This is a genomic window from Rossellomorea sp. FS2 (assembly GCF_047915635.1).
Taxonomy (GTDB): Bacteria; Bacillota; Bacilli; order Bacillales; family Bacillaceae_B; genus Rossellomorea; species Rossellomorea marisflavi_A.
The window spans coordinates 1,545,725-1,561,370 of record NZ_JBLRVS010000001.1; the positions used below are offsets into that span (position 1 = coordinate 1,545,725).

A 15,646-nucleotide genomic window follows, 5' to 3' on the forward strand; every position below is an offset into this window, starting at 1 on the left:
CGTGTTACCCCCTTGCCCGGGTTTTCATACGAGGGCGTAATTTCCGGATGCTTCCGAATAATGCCAGGATGGCCAGAATGCTGTACGTGATAATAAACGAAATCCATAAGGGGAATGATATGCCCGTCAAGGAAAGAATCTCTTCCATCATCCTCGGTTCGAAATGACCATACAGTACGATCCCTGGATTGAACATAGCCATAAAGTAAGCGATCGGGTTGGTCGACGGCGTACCGTTGCTCGAAACGCCTGAAAGCGCCATGGTAAGGGCAAACAGGAATAGCGATCCTCCTACAAGGACCAGGACGCTTCCGTACGCTGTTACCATGGATACGATCGTTTTCCGGATGATTGTGGAGAAAAAGATCCCGATCGATCCGAATACGAATACAAGGAACAGGCTGTAGCCGAAAATCATGAGCACATCCGTCGGTGCAACCCCTCCGAATAAGAACACAAAACTGTAGATCGGAAGACTCGAAAGAATGAGCAGTAACAGGTAGGAAACCGATGACACCAATTTACTCAGGATGATGCTTGTGGAGCTTTGTTCAGTCGTTAGAAGCATGCTCAGTGTCTGTTTCTCCCTTTCTCCCGATATGAGTCCCCCGGTAAGACCAGGGGTGATGAATAAAACCAGGATGATTTGCAGGAAGGATAGGATCATGAACATCGTCCTGCTTTCGTTCGGACGGAAGTACCCATTCATGGACATCCTGCTCTGGAAGTAGATGAAACCGATCACGACAATACTGATGGCCATGAGGTAGCACAGGATCCCAATGAATGATTTGAATGAACGGAACCGAAGCTTGAACTCCTTATTCAGCATCGGGTTTATGAACAATTGTTTCATGATGGCTTCACCCCCTTCGTAATTTCCATGAAGACATCCTCAAGATCCGTTTCCGTCTCCTTGAAGCTGACGACGGCAATTCCGTTCAATATTGCCAAACGGAGCAGCTCAGCCTGCTGCACTTCGGATCCTTTGTAGAGGAATTTGATTGTCTTCAGCTCTTCGTTCATTTCAAGACTTGACAGATTCGGATCATCTTCGAAGAAAGAGGCAGCCGACTCGAGCATCCCCCTCACCTTTACCTCGATGATCTTTTCTGCCTCCAGCTGCTGCTGGATATCGGCAACGGAACCATGTGCCACAAGCTTTCCATTATCGATGACTCCGATTTCATCACACATCTCGGCCAGTTCAGGAAGAATATGGGAAGAAATGAGGATGGTCTTGCCCATCTTCTTCAATTCTCTTAAGATCTCACGCATCTCGATCCTTGCCCGCGGGTCCAGGCCAGAAGCCGGTTCATCCAGGATCAGGACTTCTGGATCATGGATCAGGCAGCGGGCAAGACAAAGCCTCTGCTTCATCCCGCGGGACAATTCATCCACATAGGAATCCTTCTTATGGGAAAGATTCACCAATTCCAGTAGTTGCGGAATGAGGGCAGCCCTCTCTTCAGCCGGAATCTTATAGCTCGCTCCGTAAAAGTCGAGATATTCCTCTGCTTTTAATTGATCGTATACCCCGAAGAAATCCGGCATATATCCGATTTGGCGCCTGACCATTTTCGGTTCCTCACATACATCATATCCATTTACTTTCGCCCTGCCCGACGTCGGTGCAAGGAGGGTTGCCAAAATGGAAAATGTCGTGGATTTCCCGGCTCCGTTCTGACCGACGAAACCGAAGACCGTTCCTTTTCCGATACTCAGGGTGAGTCCGTCCAGCGCTTGAAAGGAGCCGTATGATTTTGATAGATTCGTAAGTTCGATCATTGCTTTGCTTCTCCTTTCAGTACGATTTTCGGAAGTTGCGTATAGCTGTTCCCCTGGGTGGATTTCACAAATTTAATGACCATCTCCCCATCTTCATTCAGATAATTCGTCAAACGATCTTTGACTTCGAACGTATTGCTTGACTGTTCTTCAAGTTTCTTTTCCTTTCCATCGGAAGGGGCGATCATGGAGAACTCAAGCGGCGTTTCCGGATACTGCCTGATGCTCAATGAATTCAGGGAAATGTCGGATTCCTGCATTTGTTCAGGCAGCTTAAGGATCATTTCATACGTACCGTCTTCAAGTTCCATTTCCCCGGATCCATTCATTGAGTAGTTATCGATGACCTTCCCGTCAATCGGTTTGACCTCGACGTCAAGCTGCTCATTCTTCAGTGAAAACGGCCCATTGAAGTCTCCCATGGATGGGATGGATTGATAGACAAGGGAGAGATTATCTTTCTTCGGCTTTCGATCCTTCATGGTCACATCTACGATCCCATCCTTTGTGTATCCGAAAATGACAGGACGATTGCCTGACGCTTCTTCTTCCATCAGGTAGGAGGACACTTGTTCAAGGGATTGTTTTCTCTGATCGTCCAGACCCTGCTGACCTGTAAAGGAAGGTGGAATGGAATTATTGCTGATCGGACTTGAGAGATAATCGACCGAGACCTTTTTATCCACCTCGAGCGACTGACCCGCTTTCACGCCTCCAAGGGAGTACGTGCGTGTACCCGACCACAAATACACTTCTTCAAAATCATAGGGGAAGTCATTGCCGATGCTTCCTGTCAGCGTCTTATCCTTCAGTGATAGTTGAGGGGAAAATGAACCTGCATCACTTTTGTAGGCATCCCCCATAACCGTCCTGGTAGACCAGTACTCTACATCTCTCAGTGTCGTATCCGTCGTATTCCTGGTCACTTCATCCAGAGAGTACTTGTATTGATCAAATTCAGGTGCGTTCATGCTGTTGTTGGCGTACAGTTCGAGATCATGCCCTGCGCTGAGGGTGTAGTCACCGCTTGAATTAGAGAAGAACGTGAAAGCTGAAATTCCTTGTACGGCACCTTTTCCGTCCGCTTCTAGGATACTCATCTGATTCATGTGCGGCTTTGTCACACGATCCTTTGCCCCTGTCAGGAAGATCCCGATGGAAAGGAGGATAGAGACCGTGGGGATGATCCACCACGACTGCTCCCGTTTATCGAACTTCCGAAGCAGGAAGTAGAGGACCGGGATGACCAGGATCAGATAGACCGCGACTACGAGGATGAGGGTGCTGACCTTGAACTGATTAGAAGGGAACAATTCATTGACCATACCCATCTCATAGTAGAATCCCTGCGCTCTCCCCCCCATGTTATAGGAATTGTTGCTGTATTTTGTTTTTGAATAAAATTCATTGATCCACGGAGTGAAGCCCGCCCAGTCGTTCAGCTGGGAATCACTGAGTAAGAAAGATGCCTGCCATACCTCTCCTCGACCGATGGACTTTTTTGCAAGTATCGGGTTTTCTTTCTCACCGATCACCGCTTCACTCTCAGGGGTCAACTCACCTTCGATGGCGGATAACGTCTTGACATTCACCTTGAGATTCTTCTGGGTTTCCAGGAAGGACAAATCGGAAAGGGTCTGTTCACCATCCACTTTGAGGGGAGCGATATCAGCCAGTGGACCAAGGGTCTTCTGGACATTCACGTCACTTCCGATCAGAACCGTGCCCCCTTTATCCACCCAACGATGGAGGGCGTCCAGTTGTTTCTTTGAAAATAACGATAGATCAAATCCATCAATCACGATGAAGTCGAACATTTGAAGACCCGTGGCATCACCCGGGAAATTCTTTTCTGAGAGATTCAGTGCCTCCACTTTGTTGCCATAGACCTGACTGGCTTTCAGCGATTTCAAACGGTCGGCGTCTTTACTCAATAAACCGATGGAAGCATAGTCCATATAAATAAAGTTTGGATTCAGGCGCTTATCACCGGTGAACTTGACTTCCTTGCCGGATTTCCAGTCTCCTTTAAATAAATGGATGGTTTCCTTCGAAGTGTTGCCTCTCAAAGGATCTCCAAAGCCTGGAATGGTTAAGGAGAACGTGCGTGTTTCACCAGGCGGGAGATCAATGGATAACACCCTGCCCCCGCCTGTTTCGAAGGACTGTGCGTAATCAAACACGATATCTCCCTTAAAGTGCTCGGCTCCATTCTGAACGGTCACGGTGATCGGGAATCCCCTCTCTTCCTTGACCTTTCCGTCTATTCCTTCTTCCACTGTGATCTTGATTCCTTCAGCTGCAGATGACGTGTTTGCAAACATCGGGAACAAACATAAACATAATAGAATTAGTGCAATCGATTTGGTCACATTCTTCATGACCCATTCCCCCTCTCTTTCTCTCTATATGGTTTAGACGTAAGGGCACACAAAAAGTTTCTCCTCTTTCTATTATTATCTGAAATATTTCCCATAACGCCGATCCTACCATGAAGGATCAGACCACAATCAAAAACCGGACTCTCCAGTCCGGTTTTTGTGTTTCCATTATAGGGATTGTGCAAATCTCAGCAAATACCCATCGGGATCTTGCACAAGGAACTCCCGCTGCCGGAAACGTACAGAACCGGCAGGATAGTCGGAGACGAATGGTTCCCTGAATAATGCAATTCCCTCCTTGTTCAATCTTCTGAGGATCGGCTCGATTGAATCCACCATGATCTGAAGGTTCATCCCCCTCCCGAACGGTGGAATCAACTCACCCGTCTCCCAATGTCCGTTCACTTCCTCAAGCATGAGCGATGCCTTTCCCATCGACAAGTAAACGAACCCCTCATCAGGGCGTTCATACACAATATGAAAGCCGAGCAGTTCCGTATAAAAAGTTGTAGACAAGGCGGCATCCCGAACAGAAAGTTCAGGCACGAGGGCGGGTCCTTCCACACTTTTCAATGCGAGGATTTCGCCATTAAGACCTGATTTCATAGCTGCCCTATATAGCTGGTCATGAGGTCGATGGCATGATCAATCGCTTTTTCATCAGGATCGAGCTTCGAATGATGAAGACCATATGGAGATGAAACACCAAGCCAGAACATGAAGCCAGGGATTTCCTTCAGCATATAACCGAAATCTTCTCCCGTCATCGCCTCTCTACAAATGATGGCATTTGTTTTACCGCTATCGTCGATATAGTCGAGGAACGCCTGCGTGTTCGCGGGGTCATTATACACCTGATGATACATGCTCCCGTAATCGACCTCGATGGAACAATCGTATGTCGTTTCAATCCCTTTGATAAGAGCCTCAAGCTTTTCCTTGACCTTTACCATGGAAGCTTCAGAGAGGGTCCTGATCGTACCTTCGAGACGGGCATTTTCCGCGATGATATTCTGTACGGTTCCAGCCTCCATCTTACCGATCGTGATGACGGCGCTGTCCAACGGGTCGACATTCCGTGAGACGATCCCTTGCATCTGCGTCACAAAGGCAGATGCCGCCACGATCATGTCTTTTGTTTGATGGGGATAGGCAGCGTGCCCTCCCTTGCCATTAAAGGTCAGGAATAGCTCGGACGTATTGGCGAATAGAAGTCCCGGCTTCAGTGCAATGGACCCCACCTCATACTCTGGTGCAATATGGAGGGCAAAGACCACATCCGGCATCCACTCTTTCATCTCGGCACTGCGGAGCATCGGTTCCGCTCCCCCCGGACCTTCTTCCGCAGGTTGGAAAATGAAGAGGAGATCGTCTTTTATGGGGTGATGAACAAAATGGGTAAGGATGCCCAGTCCGATGGCCATATGGAAGTCATGTCCGCATGCGTGCATCCGACCTTCATGACGGGACGGGAAGGGAAGACCCGTTTGTTCTGTGATCGGCAACCCATCGATATCTGCCCGGTACCCGATCGTCCTAGCCGGCTCCGTACCGTGGACCTTGACAAATAAGCCTGTCTTCCACTGCTTGATTTCATACCTATCCCCTGGGAGGGATGAAATATAATCCAATAGGTACTTCTGAGTTTTGAATTCCTGGAATCCAAGCTCCGGGATCTGATGAAGATCGCGTCTGATCATTTTAAAATCCACTTGTGACATACTATTCCCTCCTTACAAGAAAGAACAGACGAAAATCGTCCGTTCTTTTGAATCAGAGCTGTCTGAGCTCTTGTTTAATTTCTGTTTTTGATTTTGTTTTGGCATCGATATCTTTCAGCTTCTTCGCTGGTGAACCTGCCACTACCGTATAAGGTTCCACATCTTTCACTACGATGGCACCTGCAGCGACAACAGCGCCTTTTCCTACCGTCACTCCTTCAAGGACAACGGCATTCGCCCCGATCACGACATCATCTTCGATGACAACAGGCTTCGCGGATGGCGGCTCGATCACTCCTGCAAGGACGGCCCCAGCTCCGATATGGCAGTTCTTTCCTACCGTTGCACGTCCACCCAGGACAACATTCATGTCGATCATCGTACCTTCACCGATGACAGATCCGATATTGATCACGGCTCCCATCATGATGACCGCATTGTCACCGATCTCGACTTGATCACGGATGAACGCGCCCGGTTCAATCCGGGCCTTGATCCCTTTCATATCAAGCAGTGGGATCGCAGAATTGCGGCGATCATTTTCCACCACGTAGTCCTCTATGTATTCTTTGTGTTCCTCAAGTACCCCGGCAAGCTCACTCCATTCGCCGAATACTACCCCGCTGTCACCATTAAGGAAGGTCTGTGAAGATTTCCCGAAGTCAATCCCCTCGAGTTTCCCTTTCACATATACCTTTACAGGCGTGGACTTGGTACTATTTTGAATGAACGAAATAATCTCATTGGCATCCATCATTTTCAACTTAATCCCTCCATTGTAAGCAGTAAATTCAGAGTTCTTGAATTACTTTATCATGATAAAGAACGTAACACAACCCGTACCTACCGGTTTTCGATGAGAAAATCGTCTACCACTTCAAGAAACGCCCCCACTTGACGAAGCTGGAAGGCCGACTCATAACCGAGCAGCCACGTATCACGATGAATGAAACCACCCATTTCATCCTTCAAAGGGATTTTAAAAATGTCCTGCTCCATTCCCGTCAAGGTGATGGCCGGAAGTATGGCATAGCCGATCCCGTTCAGTGTCATCTGCTTGCATGTTTCAATCTGATCGACGACGATGGTCCGTTTCGGCGTGGTCTGAAAATGCTTCAGCCACCATTCTTGGATCTCCTGAAAGTAATTGGAATCGCTTTTGAACTGAATGAAAGGTCGATCCGTCTTCATGACGTCTTCGATGGACTGAATTTCCCGGTCGACCAGGAATAGAGGATCCTCGAAGAGATGATGCTTTTTCCCTTTCCAATCGGGTGTACCCCTGATGATTCCGATATGGACTTCGTTATCATAGATGGCCTTCAGGATCTCACTGCTCCAGCCTGTGATCAGTGAGATCTTCGCATGAGGATACGTTTCCACAAAACGCTTAAGTACTTTTGGAAGCCAGTTCTGCCCCACAATCGAAGCACAGGCGATTTTCAGGGTACCATGCACCTCGGATTCCAGCGCATGAATCTTTTCCCTGACAGATTCCTCCTTTTGAAGTACATTTTCTGCAAGCTTGACGATCAACTCGCCCGCCGGTGTCAAGGAGAGGCCCTTCTGTGAACGAAGAAAAATCTTGGTGCCCCAGTCCTTCTCCATATTCTGAAGCCTTTGAGAAAGGGCAGGCTGGGAGACGAATAACCTCTCCGCGGCCTTCCTCATATTCATCTCATGGGCTAAAACCTGGAGCAGCTGAAATTCAGAAAAAGCCATTTTCTCACCACATTCATAAGTTTTTCTTATATTATAACGCATTTTTGATTCATTTACATAATACACATACGAAGTTGGACATAAAGAAAAGACCGGGGAATCCCGGTCTTTGAATCATCATCCTGAATGAATCATTTGATATATATGTTTTTTTAGCTCCTTGAGCACTACTCGGCGCGTCATGATGCCTTCAAAGTGCCCTTCACTGGAAACGACACATAAAAACGGCTGATCGATCAGCAGATTGAAGGCTTCCTTGAACGTGGAGTCGATGGAAATCGTGGAAAGATCCGTAGACATGACATTCTCGACTTTCCTTTCTTCAAGCTTTTCAAATTCGAAGCGCTCCAACCCAAGGATATGATCGGTAATCAATCTGGAGCTGATGAGGCCATGAAGGCGGAAAGAAGGATCCAGGACAGGAATGGATGAATAGCCGCTCCTGGTCAACAATAGAAGTGCGTGCTCAAGTGAATTGCCGACTTGGACGTGTGCCACCTTCTCAGACGGAATGATGTACTCTTTTATACTTGTCTCAAGTAACTCTTTACTGCTTAAAGAAATCATGTACAACCCCTCAATTTTTTAAAAATGCATTCCTTACCATTTTAACATACTGGAAGAAAAATGTATGAATCAAGTGTAAGCCTTTTCTAAATTATATTTTTTCTTATATATACGGAAAGTGGGGAAAAAGGATGAATTGGCAATCGGTTAAAAGAGGAATGGCTAATTGTATAATAGAAAGAGCGGAATGAGGATATGAAAAAAGATAACCCGTCAGGTTACCTTTCCAACATGTTTAGTCTTGAACTGCTTCTTGCAGGAGTTCAAAAATCTCGATAGCTGTAATGTCTATATTATCGAAGGGATATGTGCTCCCATTCTCTTTCATTACTTCGATTTCAAAGGTATCCTGCTTTGGAAGGTATCGTACCTCACAGATTTTTTTCCCATTGTATTCAAAGTATCGTTGTTGTGTTTCTCCTTGTTCCCCTTGTTCTTGCAGAGACTTTAGTCTTTGTATAATTCCAAGAAGCTGAGACATATCAGGTCTCTCCTTTCCTGTTCTAATTCTTTGTCATAGCTTTTGCATTGTAACAGATTCTATCCTGCAAAATCTAATGATACGCCCTGTTCGACGATCAGTTTTTCTCACGGATGTCCAAAAGGTCTCTCTAAGTTAACCACTAATCCGCAGCATATTCAATAAATAATTTTATCCACCACGAAAGGCCTCTCATTTTACACGAGGACCGGGCTTCTTGTAAAATGGGTTCACACTATCCAAAAGGAGAATGATTCGAGTGAAGACCGTCACTTTATATACACAACCTGAATGCCCACCATGCGAAATCGTGAAACGATATCTAAAAGAGCAGGAAATCCCCTACATAGAGGTGAATGTCAAAGAGCAGCCGAACGCCCGGTCCTATATGGTGAACGTGTTGAAGAGCTATTCAACTCCGACCGTTACCGTGGATGATCAAGTGATAAAAGGATTTCAAATGGAAGAATTGGCTCAAGCCCTGGACCTCTCCTAACAAGATCCGGCGACAGTATGATCATCCCTTTGCCCCTCCAACAATTTGATAAAACACTGAAAAAGACCCATGAGATCATGGGTCTTTGCCTTTAATTCCCCTTCAGTCCTGAAGGAAGTTCATAAGAGATGCCGGAGACCTTCCACTTCCCGTCTTCCACGGTGAGCTCGACTACCTCTTCACCTTTAATCGTGGAAACAGGTCCTTCTTCATCGCCTGATCGTTCTTCCCATATGTACCAATGCCCAGCCGCAAATCCAGCCTTTGTTCCTTTATCAAATTCATAAAACGGAATGTAGTAGGAAGCAAAATCCGATCCGAATGCACTATACCCATTGCCTTCTTTATACAGATTCTCTTCCATGAATCCCTTCACCTGTTCATCGGTGAAGTACTCCGACAGCATCGTTTCTATATCAGCCTTTTCCCTTGGCTTTTCACTTAAAGAACGTTGAACCTCAAACGCATCTTCCACGAGGGCAACAGCCTGTTTGCCGTCTAATTGATCAACAGTCGTTCCGATTGCCGTCGCCTGAGTGCCGACGGTCAAACTCAACCCAAGGACAAGCGTCAGGATCAACCAGTATTTTTTCACCATTTGCCATTCCTCCTTGTATATCACAGTACTTTTACTCCATTGTCTGACAATTGCTTATTTCTTCTTTTCCCGATCCCCCCACCCCTCAAACATAGAAAAGCGGAGGCGGGTCGCCCTGAGGCGACAAGCATAAGACGGGAAACCCGGAAAGGCGTCCTGTGCCTTTTTGGATTTCCCGGCTTATGACCTCGAGCCTCAACCCGCCGGAGCTGGACATATAGAAAAGCGCAGGCGGGTTGAGGCTATGCCCATTTTGCATTAGCAAAAAACCCACCGTAAGGCGTCCTGTGCCTTCGTGATGGGTTTCAACACCGGTCACCGATAAAACGATACTCAACCGTAAAAAAGAATGATCTGGTACACAATAAAAGCCGTGATAAGAACCGTGGCGACTGCAATCGCCACAAAAACCGGGTTCAAAAGGTATGGATGTGCCTTCACAGACTCAGGGACATCGGCATCAAATCCGTTCTCCTTACCGGATTTCGCCTGGCCCGTCACTTTGAACGTATAGTAAAGGGCATAACCAGCCAGCCCCACACATAAAAAAGACAAGACCCAAACATAAACGCTCACCCAAAACCCTCCTTTCATCGTTCTTTCCCATAACTTCCCCAGAAAAAAGATCCGGTATACCAAGAAAAGCGCAGGCGGGTCGCCCTGAGGCGACAAGCATAAGACGGGAAACCCGGAAAGGCGTCCTGTGCCTTTTTGGGTTTCTCGGCTTATGACCTCGAGCCTCAACCCGCCTGAGCTGGACATATAGAAAAGCGCAGGCGGGTCGCTCTGAGGCTACAAGCATAAGACGGGAAACCCGGAAAGGCGCCCTGTGCCTTTTTGGGTTTCCTGACTTATGACCTCGAGCCTCAACCCGCCGGAGCTGGACATATAGAAAAGCGCAGGCGGGTCGCCCTGAGGCGACAAGCATAAGACGGGAAACCCGGAAAGGCGTCCTGTGCCTTTTTGGGTTTCCTGACTTATGACCTCGAGCCTCAACCCGCCGGAGCTGGACATATAGAAAAGCGCAGGCGGGTTGCCCTGAGGCGAGATGAGAAAGACGCTTTTTTATGCCTCCTTGAGCACAGACACCTCTCCTGACCCGACAATTATTGGTTAAAGAATAAATGCAACATTGACCCTCTTTAATCCCTTACCTGTTGTTCACCCCTTCAATACACAAAAAAGCTCCCGGCCAATGCCAGGGAGCTTCATACTTATACCTACGTTGTACATCAGTAAAGCAAACTGTCTTCTTCAAAAAGGAACTCGTACGATAAGTCCATGAATAGATAAAGCTCATTACCGAGGGGAAAGGAAAACGTCCTGATGGACTCACCCGAGTCGATATCGGAATACATATCTGAGAGTAGTCCTTTTTTGTCCATCCTCATCCGGATGATGTTCTCGAGAAAGTAAGGGCGCCAGCTCCAGTTTTTACCGATATAGGCAGGGTCTGTAGCCCACGTACCGTGTCCCTTAACGATGTTGCTGCTTACTTGGAATCCTTCTTCATTGCAAATGTAAAGTCGAAAGGCCTTATCCGAGAAATAGGTTGCCAGTTCCAGGAGGATCCCGTCGAAATCACCGTCCTCTTTCTTTATCCGTAGCAGTTCACTGCCCGTTTCTTTATGTAGAAGATCGGCGAGGTCGTACCCTGCATTCAGGTGTTTCGTTTCGTATCGGATAAAATCTCCGTACTTTTGTTTCAGTTTCGACTTAAGGATGTCCTGATCAAGGAACGTGCTGGACTCCTTATGGAGGTAATCCCCTTGATAGAATCGACCCCCGCTCAGCCAGGCGAATTGCAGCTGATAGTTGATCTCGATCCCCTCATACAACAGGGATGCCCCAATTTTCCGTGCAAGGACTGATAAGCTGTATAAAATATCTTTATACACTTTGTTGCCTGCATCGTTTCTTAACTGATAGAGGTTGACACGGAGGATATCCGGTGAAAAGAAAGATAGTTTTTCCAGTTGCCCGCCGTTTTCAGCTATATTATTCATGGAGATCTTGATCCCATAGGTTTTGTAGTAGACGAGCAAATGAACCAACTGTTCAAAATCACCCGTATAGGCATACTCGGATAATCCAAGGACGATCCTGTCAAGAGAGAAACCGCGCTCTTCATATTGTTGAAGGAGCTGCAGGAATGATTCGCCGTGATCAAGCATCAGGAGGCGTGCATCGCGGTGAAGAAAAACGAGTCCCTCCTCTTTTTCCTCCAGGAACCGCTGGAGTGCAGAGGAAGTGATATGATCAGCGATTTCCACCTTATATTCATCCGGGATCTCATTGTCTTCGAAGAAGGAGGTGAGACCGACTGTAGTCCCGTCCGCCTCCTCTACCCTTCCCCAGACTTCATAACCGGCGATACGATGACCGTCAGCGCTGAAAACCGGCTTAAAATATGGGATGATTTGCTCTTTGTTGGATAATACGTCCATTGCGTCCATCTCTATCTCCCCCAAAACAATCAATGTATGTATGCATAATTATAACACAGCATTCATTATGATTTGTATTCATTCCCCTCGTCAAATTTGACATCACCCTTCGTTAAACCGGTTCATCAGGCAGGGGCGTTTCCAGTGCAGTCACAACCGCAAATATCCCGGGGATTATCTCCCCGGGTGCATACTGCCTTTTCAATCATCCTTGATTAAAACGGGAAGGGGTTCAGCCACTGGCCCCCATCCATGGTCACGCATTCTCCATTGATATAGGCTGCCTGCTCCGAAGAAAGGAAATAAGCGAGCCCGGCAATTTCTTCCGGTGTCCCCAGCCTTTTGAGGGGGACGCTGTTCAGCGTCCGTTTCGCTGCTTCTTCCGACTCCCAGAGCTTGTCTGCCCCGCCTGTTCGTTCGATTGGACCAGGGGCAATGGCGTTGGTCCTGATGCCATACTTATGCCCCCACTCGACGGCCAGCGTCCTGGTCAATGACAATACTCCTGCCTTGGCGGCAGCGGAATGGGCCACCCCGGCTCCGGCTCCCCATGCGTACGTCGCGACAATATTGATGATGGACCCTTTTTTCCCTTCCCCTATCCAGTAATTCCCGACGGCATGGGAGCAAAGGAAGGTACCATTCAAGACGATATCGATCACCGACTTCCAGCCATTGGCCGACAATTTCTCGACCGGGCATATGAAGTTTCCTGCGGCATTGTTGATCAAGACGTCCACCTGACCGAAAGAATCCAGGCAGTGGGCAAGCATAGCTTTGACATGTTCCTCCTCCCTCACATCCATCTGGAAGATCTCCACGGTTCCCTTCAAATTTGAAAATTCCTCTCGGACGGCTTCCAGGCGCTCTTTGTTTCTCCCCGTTATCAGGACGTCTGCCCCCTCTTCAAGAAACTTTTTCGCCATGTATTTCCCCATACCGTTTGATCCACCCGTTACAATTACGACCTGTTTTTCCCCCATCTTAATTTCCCCTTCCGTTTATGAATGAATACTCACTCATAATAGTATCATATCGACATCTTCCTTTGCATTCACTTTCAGATTTTTCATTCAATATGAGGCAAAATAAAAAAGGCTGACGCGTCAGCCTTGATCATATATCCTGATTATTGACGATGGCTTCATGGACCTGTGCCAACGCCTTGATTATGGTTTTATTCCTCTTATAACCCTTCACTTCGAACGTGATGTCATGATAAGTTGCAATCACCCGGCCTAGAGATCGAGGAGCTTTAAAGCCGAATACGTATAGCTTTATCGTTCCTTTTTCGGTAGGGAGAAAGAGAACTTCCATTTCTTTTGTCTTTTCCATCGTCCCTCTCCTTTTCAACAAACAGCCTTTATCTGATTGGGGAATGTTCCCTTCCACTAACATAAGACATCAGAAGGCTTCTGTCAAACGCATTGATCTGCGCCCATTCTATATCAGACATGCTCCCAAGGCATACAGGGTACATACACTGAAAGGAGTAGAGAGGAGGTTTTCCCCATGTATCAAACCTATGCCCCTTACAGAAGCTATCCTTATTATCGAGAATATCAAGGTGATCAGCGCTTCTTTCCTTTTTTCGGACTTCCATTTTTAGCAGGAGGGCTCGCAGGGCTTGCCATCAGTCCGTTATTATTCAATCGGCCGTGTTATGGGCCAGGTCCTTGCTATCCCCCTCCGTATCCAGGACCAGGGTACGGACCTTATCCTTATCCACAGGGTCCCGTTCCTTATGGGAACAATATTCAGTCCTCCCCTTATAATTTCACGGAAAACATTAATATTTACCCTCAACGATGATGCCTATCCCCGGGAGTCGATTCCCCGGGGAGCTTTTTAGAAGGGGACGGGCTATATGCACTACCCCCTTTCCAATCTAAGGAAAATAAGCTATAATAGGGGGGAAATCAATTCTGAAAGGAGATCATCATTTGAACCCATCAAGCAGACAAGCCCCTTCTCCCACATCAACTTTAACCCTCTCCCAGGCCATCTTTACCGTGAACCGTCATGCGAAGACAGCCGGCAACCCAAAGTACCTTTACTCACTGAAAAAACGAACACTGTTGAAAATGATCAAAGAAGGTAAAGCCAAAAAAGTCGGGTTGCACTTTTCCAACAATCCACGTTTCAGCCAGCAGCAGTCCGATGTCCTGGTCACGTGCGGGGACTATACCTTCCATATCCCGCCTACTAAGGAAGACTTCAAGGAACTCCCGCATCTCGGTTCCCTTGATTCCACGCTCAGGAACCCGCGATGCAAGATGGGACTTCAGCAGGCCAAAAGCATCCTGGAACACTATACGGGAATGACGGATCAGTCATCTGGCGGAGATCGGCGTACCTGCTATCAAAAGCCTGTATTCAAAAAGCTGGGGGACAGCTTCTTTTAATCCCTACAGATTTTAGTGCACTGACGCAAATACTTTTTAAAGGGGATCAGCAGCTGCTGATCCCCTTTACATTTTCCATTATAAAATATGTTTGTCGATGGTTTTGATGAGTTCTGAAATCTCAGGCTTGCTGATTTGATCCTCCGCCCCCACCATATGCCCTTTATGTTTAAGGTCATTCGTGATGAGAGAAGAAAAGATGATCACCGGCAATCCCTTCAGCCTTTGATCGCTTTTGATCCTCCTCGTGAGATGATGTCCATCCATCTGAGGCATCTCGATATCCGTGATGACCAATTGAACCTGTTCTGTCACATTCCCGCCCTGGTCTGCAAGGGATTCAAGATAGGCAAGGGCATCCGCTCCGTTTTCAAAAAACTCCACTTGACCGTATCCCCCTTCGCTCAATGTGTCATGAAGGAGCTTCCTCAATAGCGGAGAATCTTCTGCAGCAACAATCTGCTTGTCGCTGCGTTCACGGTGACCAAGCTTCTTCACTTCTTCCACCCTGATTCCCGTCTGTGGATTGATTTCAAGAAGGATGCTCTCAAAATCGAGGAGAAGGATCATATCCTCCGTCCTCTTGATGACTCCAATGATCGACGACTGATCTCCACCTTGGTACAATGACGTCGGCTTCTCGATATCATTCCAGGAAATCCGGTGAATCTGAGTCACGTTATGCACATGGAAGACCACTTTCTGCTGATTGAATTCGGCCACAATGTATTTTGCCTCAGGAGGTGGCTCTCCGATTTTCCCGAGGACCCTGGACAGGTTGATAAGGGGAAGGACCTCTCCCCTTAGCTGGATGAGACCCTCCACATGAGGATGGGAATGCGGTACCGGAATGACGGCCGTTGGAAGGATGATCTCCTTCACCTTGATGACATTGATACCGAATTTTCTTTTGTCCAGTTCGAATTCTATGATTTCAAGTTCATTCGTCCCGCTTTCGAGAAGAATCGAATGTTGATCGTTGATCATGTTCGTCAGTCCAATCTGTTTCAGAATAAGATAATCTCTTTCCTTATATCGAA

The 15,646-nt window shown here is 47.2% G+C and carries 18 protein-coding genes; 3 read left to right on the plus strand and 15 right to left on the minus strand.

The genetic code is table 11. The features are described from left to right. Positions 1-4: 4 nt before the first annotated feature. The 9 genes from ACNA6I_RS08060 to ACNA6I_RS08100 all read right to left on the minus strand — a co-directional run bounded on the left by ACNA6I_RS08060 (position 5) and on the right by ACNA6I_RS08100 (position 8,660). Complete coding sequence (locus ACNA6I_RS08060; RefSeq protein WP_048004214.1) at positions 5-856, minus strand: ABC transporter permease; 852 nt, start codon at positions 854-856, stop codon at positions 5-7. Then, entirely contained in the window at positions 853-1,788 is a 936-nt protein-coding gene (locus ACNA6I_RS08065) for an ABC transporter ATP-binding protein (protein WP_048015516.1), read from the minus strand. The genes ACNA6I_RS08060 and ACNA6I_RS08065 overlap by 4 nt, the downstream gene beginning before the upstream one ends. Further along, positions 1,785-4,169: a hypothetical protein gene (locus ACNA6I_RS08070; RefSeq protein ID WP_416313144.1), complete on the minus strand. Its 2,385-nt coding sequence runs from the start codon at positions 4,167-4,169 to the stop codon at positions 1,785-1,787. The genes ACNA6I_RS08065 and ACNA6I_RS08070 overlap by 4 nt, the downstream gene beginning before the upstream one ends. Positions 4,170-4,337: 168 nt before the next feature. Further along, entirely contained in the window at positions 4,338-4,775 is a 438-nt protein-coding gene (locus ACNA6I_RS08075; RefSeq protein WP_416313145.1) for a bleomycin resistance protein, read from the minus strand. Next, on the minus strand, positions 4,772-5,890 hold the full coding sequence (locus ACNA6I_RS08080) for an N-acetyldiaminopimelate deacetylase (RefSeq protein ID WP_048004218.1): 1,119 nt from the start codon (positions 5,888-5,890) through the stop codon (positions 4,772-4,774). Before ACNA6I_RS08080 ends, ACNA6I_RS08075 begins: the two co-directional genes overlap by 4 nt. A gap of 52 nt (positions 5,891-5,942) precedes the next feature. Further along, positions 5,943-6,653, minus strand: a complete 711-nt coding sequence (dapD, locus tag ACNA6I_RS08085) for a 2,3,4,5-tetrahydropyridine-2,6-dicarboxylate N-acetyltransferase (protein WP_048004219.1) — start codon at positions 6,651-6,653, stop codon at positions 5,943-5,945. Positions 6,654-6,733: 80 nt separating this feature from the next. Continuing rightward, the gene (locus ACNA6I_RS08090; protein ID WP_416313146.1) at positions 6,734-7,612 is read right to left on the minus strand and encodes a LysR family transcriptional regulator; all 879 of its coding nucleotides are present in this window, start codon (positions 7,610-7,612) and stop codon (positions 6,734-6,736) included. Between the two features lie 117 nt (positions 7,613-7,729). Further along, entirely contained in the window at positions 7,730-8,179 is a 450-nt protein-coding gene (cbpB, locus tag ACNA6I_RS08095) for a cyclic-di-AMP-binding protein CbpB (RefSeq protein ID WP_048013018.1), read from the minus strand. A 235-nt stretch (positions 8,180-8,414) separates the two neighbouring features. Then, on the minus strand, positions 8,415-8,660 hold the full coding sequence (locus ACNA6I_RS08100; protein ID WP_048004222.1) for a YkuJ family protein: 246 nt from the start codon (positions 8,658-8,660) through the stop codon (positions 8,415-8,417). A 250-nt stretch (positions 8,661-8,910) separates the two neighbouring features. On the opposite strand from ACNA6I_RS08100, the gene ACNA6I_RS08105 reads away from it, so the two are divergent. Continuing rightward, on the plus strand, positions 8,911-9,156 hold the full coding sequence (locus ACNA6I_RS08105; RefSeq protein WP_053072117.1) for a glutaredoxin domain-containing protein: 246 nt from the start codon (positions 8,911-8,913) through the stop codon (positions 9,154-9,156). A 91-nt stretch (positions 9,157-9,247) separates the two neighbouring features. Here the strand turns inward: ACNA6I_RS08105 and ACNA6I_RS08110 are convergent, their stop codons facing one another. From ACNA6I_RS08110 to ACNA6I_RS08130, 5 genes are all read right to left on the minus strand, one after another. Beyond that, positions 9,248-9,754, minus strand: coding sequence for a DUF3993 domain-containing protein (locus ACNA6I_RS08110; RefSeq protein WP_416313147.1), 507 nt, complete (start codon positions 9,752-9,754; stop codon positions 9,248-9,250). A gap of 333 nt (positions 9,755-10,087) precedes the next feature. Next, the gene (locus ACNA6I_RS08115) at positions 10,088-10,330 is read right to left on the minus strand and encodes a hypothetical protein (RefSeq protein WP_053072400.1); all 243 of its coding nucleotides are present in this window, start codon (positions 10,328-10,330) and stop codon (positions 10,088-10,090) included. A gap of 656 nt (positions 10,331-10,986) precedes the next feature. Beyond that, a complete protein-coding gene (locus ACNA6I_RS08120) occupies positions 10,987-12,210 on the minus strand; it encodes an EAL-associated domain-containing protein (protein WP_048013017.1) in 1,224 nt (407 codons plus the stop codon). A 206-nt stretch (positions 12,211-12,416) separates the two neighbouring features. Continuing rightward, positions 12,417-13,184, minus strand: coding sequence for a 2,4-dienoyl-CoA reductase (fadH, locus tag ACNA6I_RS08125; protein ID WP_048004226.1), 768 nt, complete (start codon positions 13,182-13,184; stop codon positions 12,417-12,419). Between the two features lie 133 nt (positions 13,185-13,317). Further along, on the minus strand, positions 13,318-13,536 hold the full coding sequence (locus ACNA6I_RS08130) for a hypothetical protein (RefSeq protein ID WP_416313148.1): 219 nt from the start codon (positions 13,534-13,536) through the stop codon (positions 13,318-13,320). A 177-nt stretch (positions 13,537-13,713) separates the two neighbouring features. Between ACNA6I_RS08130 and ACNA6I_RS08135 the strand changes: the two genes are divergently transcribed. Both ACNA6I_RS08135 and ACNA6I_RS08140 read left to right on the plus strand, forming a co-directional pair. After that, positions 13,714-14,013: a hypothetical protein gene (locus ACNA6I_RS08135; RefSeq protein WP_231578816.1), complete on the plus strand. Its 300-nt coding sequence runs from the start codon at positions 13,714-13,716 to the stop codon at positions 14,011-14,013. A 131-nt stretch (positions 14,014-14,144) separates the two neighbouring features. Continuing rightward, a complete protein-coding gene (locus tag ACNA6I_RS08140; protein ID WP_048013016.1) occupies positions 14,145-14,606 on the plus strand; it encodes a YkyB family protein in 462 nt (153 codons plus the stop codon). Positions 14,607-14,684: 78 nt separating this feature from the next. Here ACNA6I_RS08140 and ACNA6I_RS08145 read toward each other — a convergent pair whose 3' ends face one another. Continuing rightward, the gene (locus tag ACNA6I_RS08145) at positions 14,685-15,590 is read right to left on the minus strand and encodes a chemotaxis protein (RefSeq protein ID WP_048004537.1); all 906 of its coding nucleotides are present in this window, start codon (positions 15,588-15,590) and stop codon (positions 14,685-14,687) included. Positions 15,591-15,646 lie beyond the last annotated feature (56 nt).

Excerpts from the sequence above, each read along its gene's own strand:
- ACNA6I_RS08060 (WP_048004214.1), bottom strand. The coding sequence starts at position 856 with ATGAAACAATTGTTCATAAACCCGATGCTGAATAAGGAGTTCAAGCTT.
- ACNA6I_RS08065 (WP_048015516.1), bottom strand. The coding sequence starts at position 1,788 with ATGATCGAACTTACGAATCTATCAAAATCATACGGCTCCTTTCAAGCG.
- ACNA6I_RS08070 (WP_416313144.1), bottom strand. The coding sequence starts at position 4,169 with ATGAAGAATGTGACCAAATCGATTGCACTAATTCTATTATGTTTATGT.
- ACNA6I_RS08075 (WP_416313145.1), bottom strand. The coding sequence starts at position 4,775 with ATGAAATCAGGTCTTAATGGCGAAATCCTCGCATTGAAAAGTGTGGAA.
- ACNA6I_RS08080 (WP_048004218.1), bottom strand. The coding sequence starts at position 5,890 with ATGTCACAAGTGGATTTTAAAATGATCAGACGCGATCTTCATCAGATC.
- ACNA6I_RS08090 (WP_416313146.1), bottom strand. The coding sequence starts at position 7,612 with ATGGCTTTTTCTGAATTTCAGCTGCTCCAGGTTTTAGCCCATGAGATG.
- cbpB (WP_048013018.1), bottom strand. The coding sequence starts at position 8,179 with ATGATTTCTTTAAGCAGTAAAGAGTTACTTGAGACAAGTATAAAAGAG.
- ACNA6I_RS08100 (WP_048004222.1), bottom strand. The coding sequence starts at position 8,660 with ATGTCTCAGCTTCTTGGAATTATACAAAGACTAAAGTCTCTGCAAGAA.
- ACNA6I_RS08105 (WP_053072117.1), top strand. The coding sequence starts at position 8,911 with ATGATTCGAGTGAAGACCGTCACTTTATATACACAACCTGAATGCCCA.
- ACNA6I_RS08110 (WP_416313147.1), bottom strand. The coding sequence starts at position 9,754 with ATGGTGAAAAAATACTGGTTGATCCTGACGCTTGTCCTTGGGTTGAGT.
- ACNA6I_RS08120 (WP_048013017.1), bottom strand. The coding sequence starts at position 12,210 with ATGGACGCAATGGACGTATTATCCAACAAAGAGCAAATCATCCCATAT.
- fadH (WP_048004226.1), bottom strand. The coding sequence starts at position 13,184 with ATGGGGGAAAAACAGGTCGTAATTGTAACGGGTGGATCAAACGGTATG.
- ACNA6I_RS08130 (WP_416313148.1), bottom strand. The coding sequence starts at position 13,536 with ATGGAAAAGACAAAAGAAATGGAAGTTCTCTTTCTCCCTACCGAAAAA.
- ACNA6I_RS08135 (WP_231578816.1), top strand. The coding sequence starts at position 13,714 with ATGTATCAAACCTATGCCCCTTACAGAAGCTATCCTTATTATCGAGAA.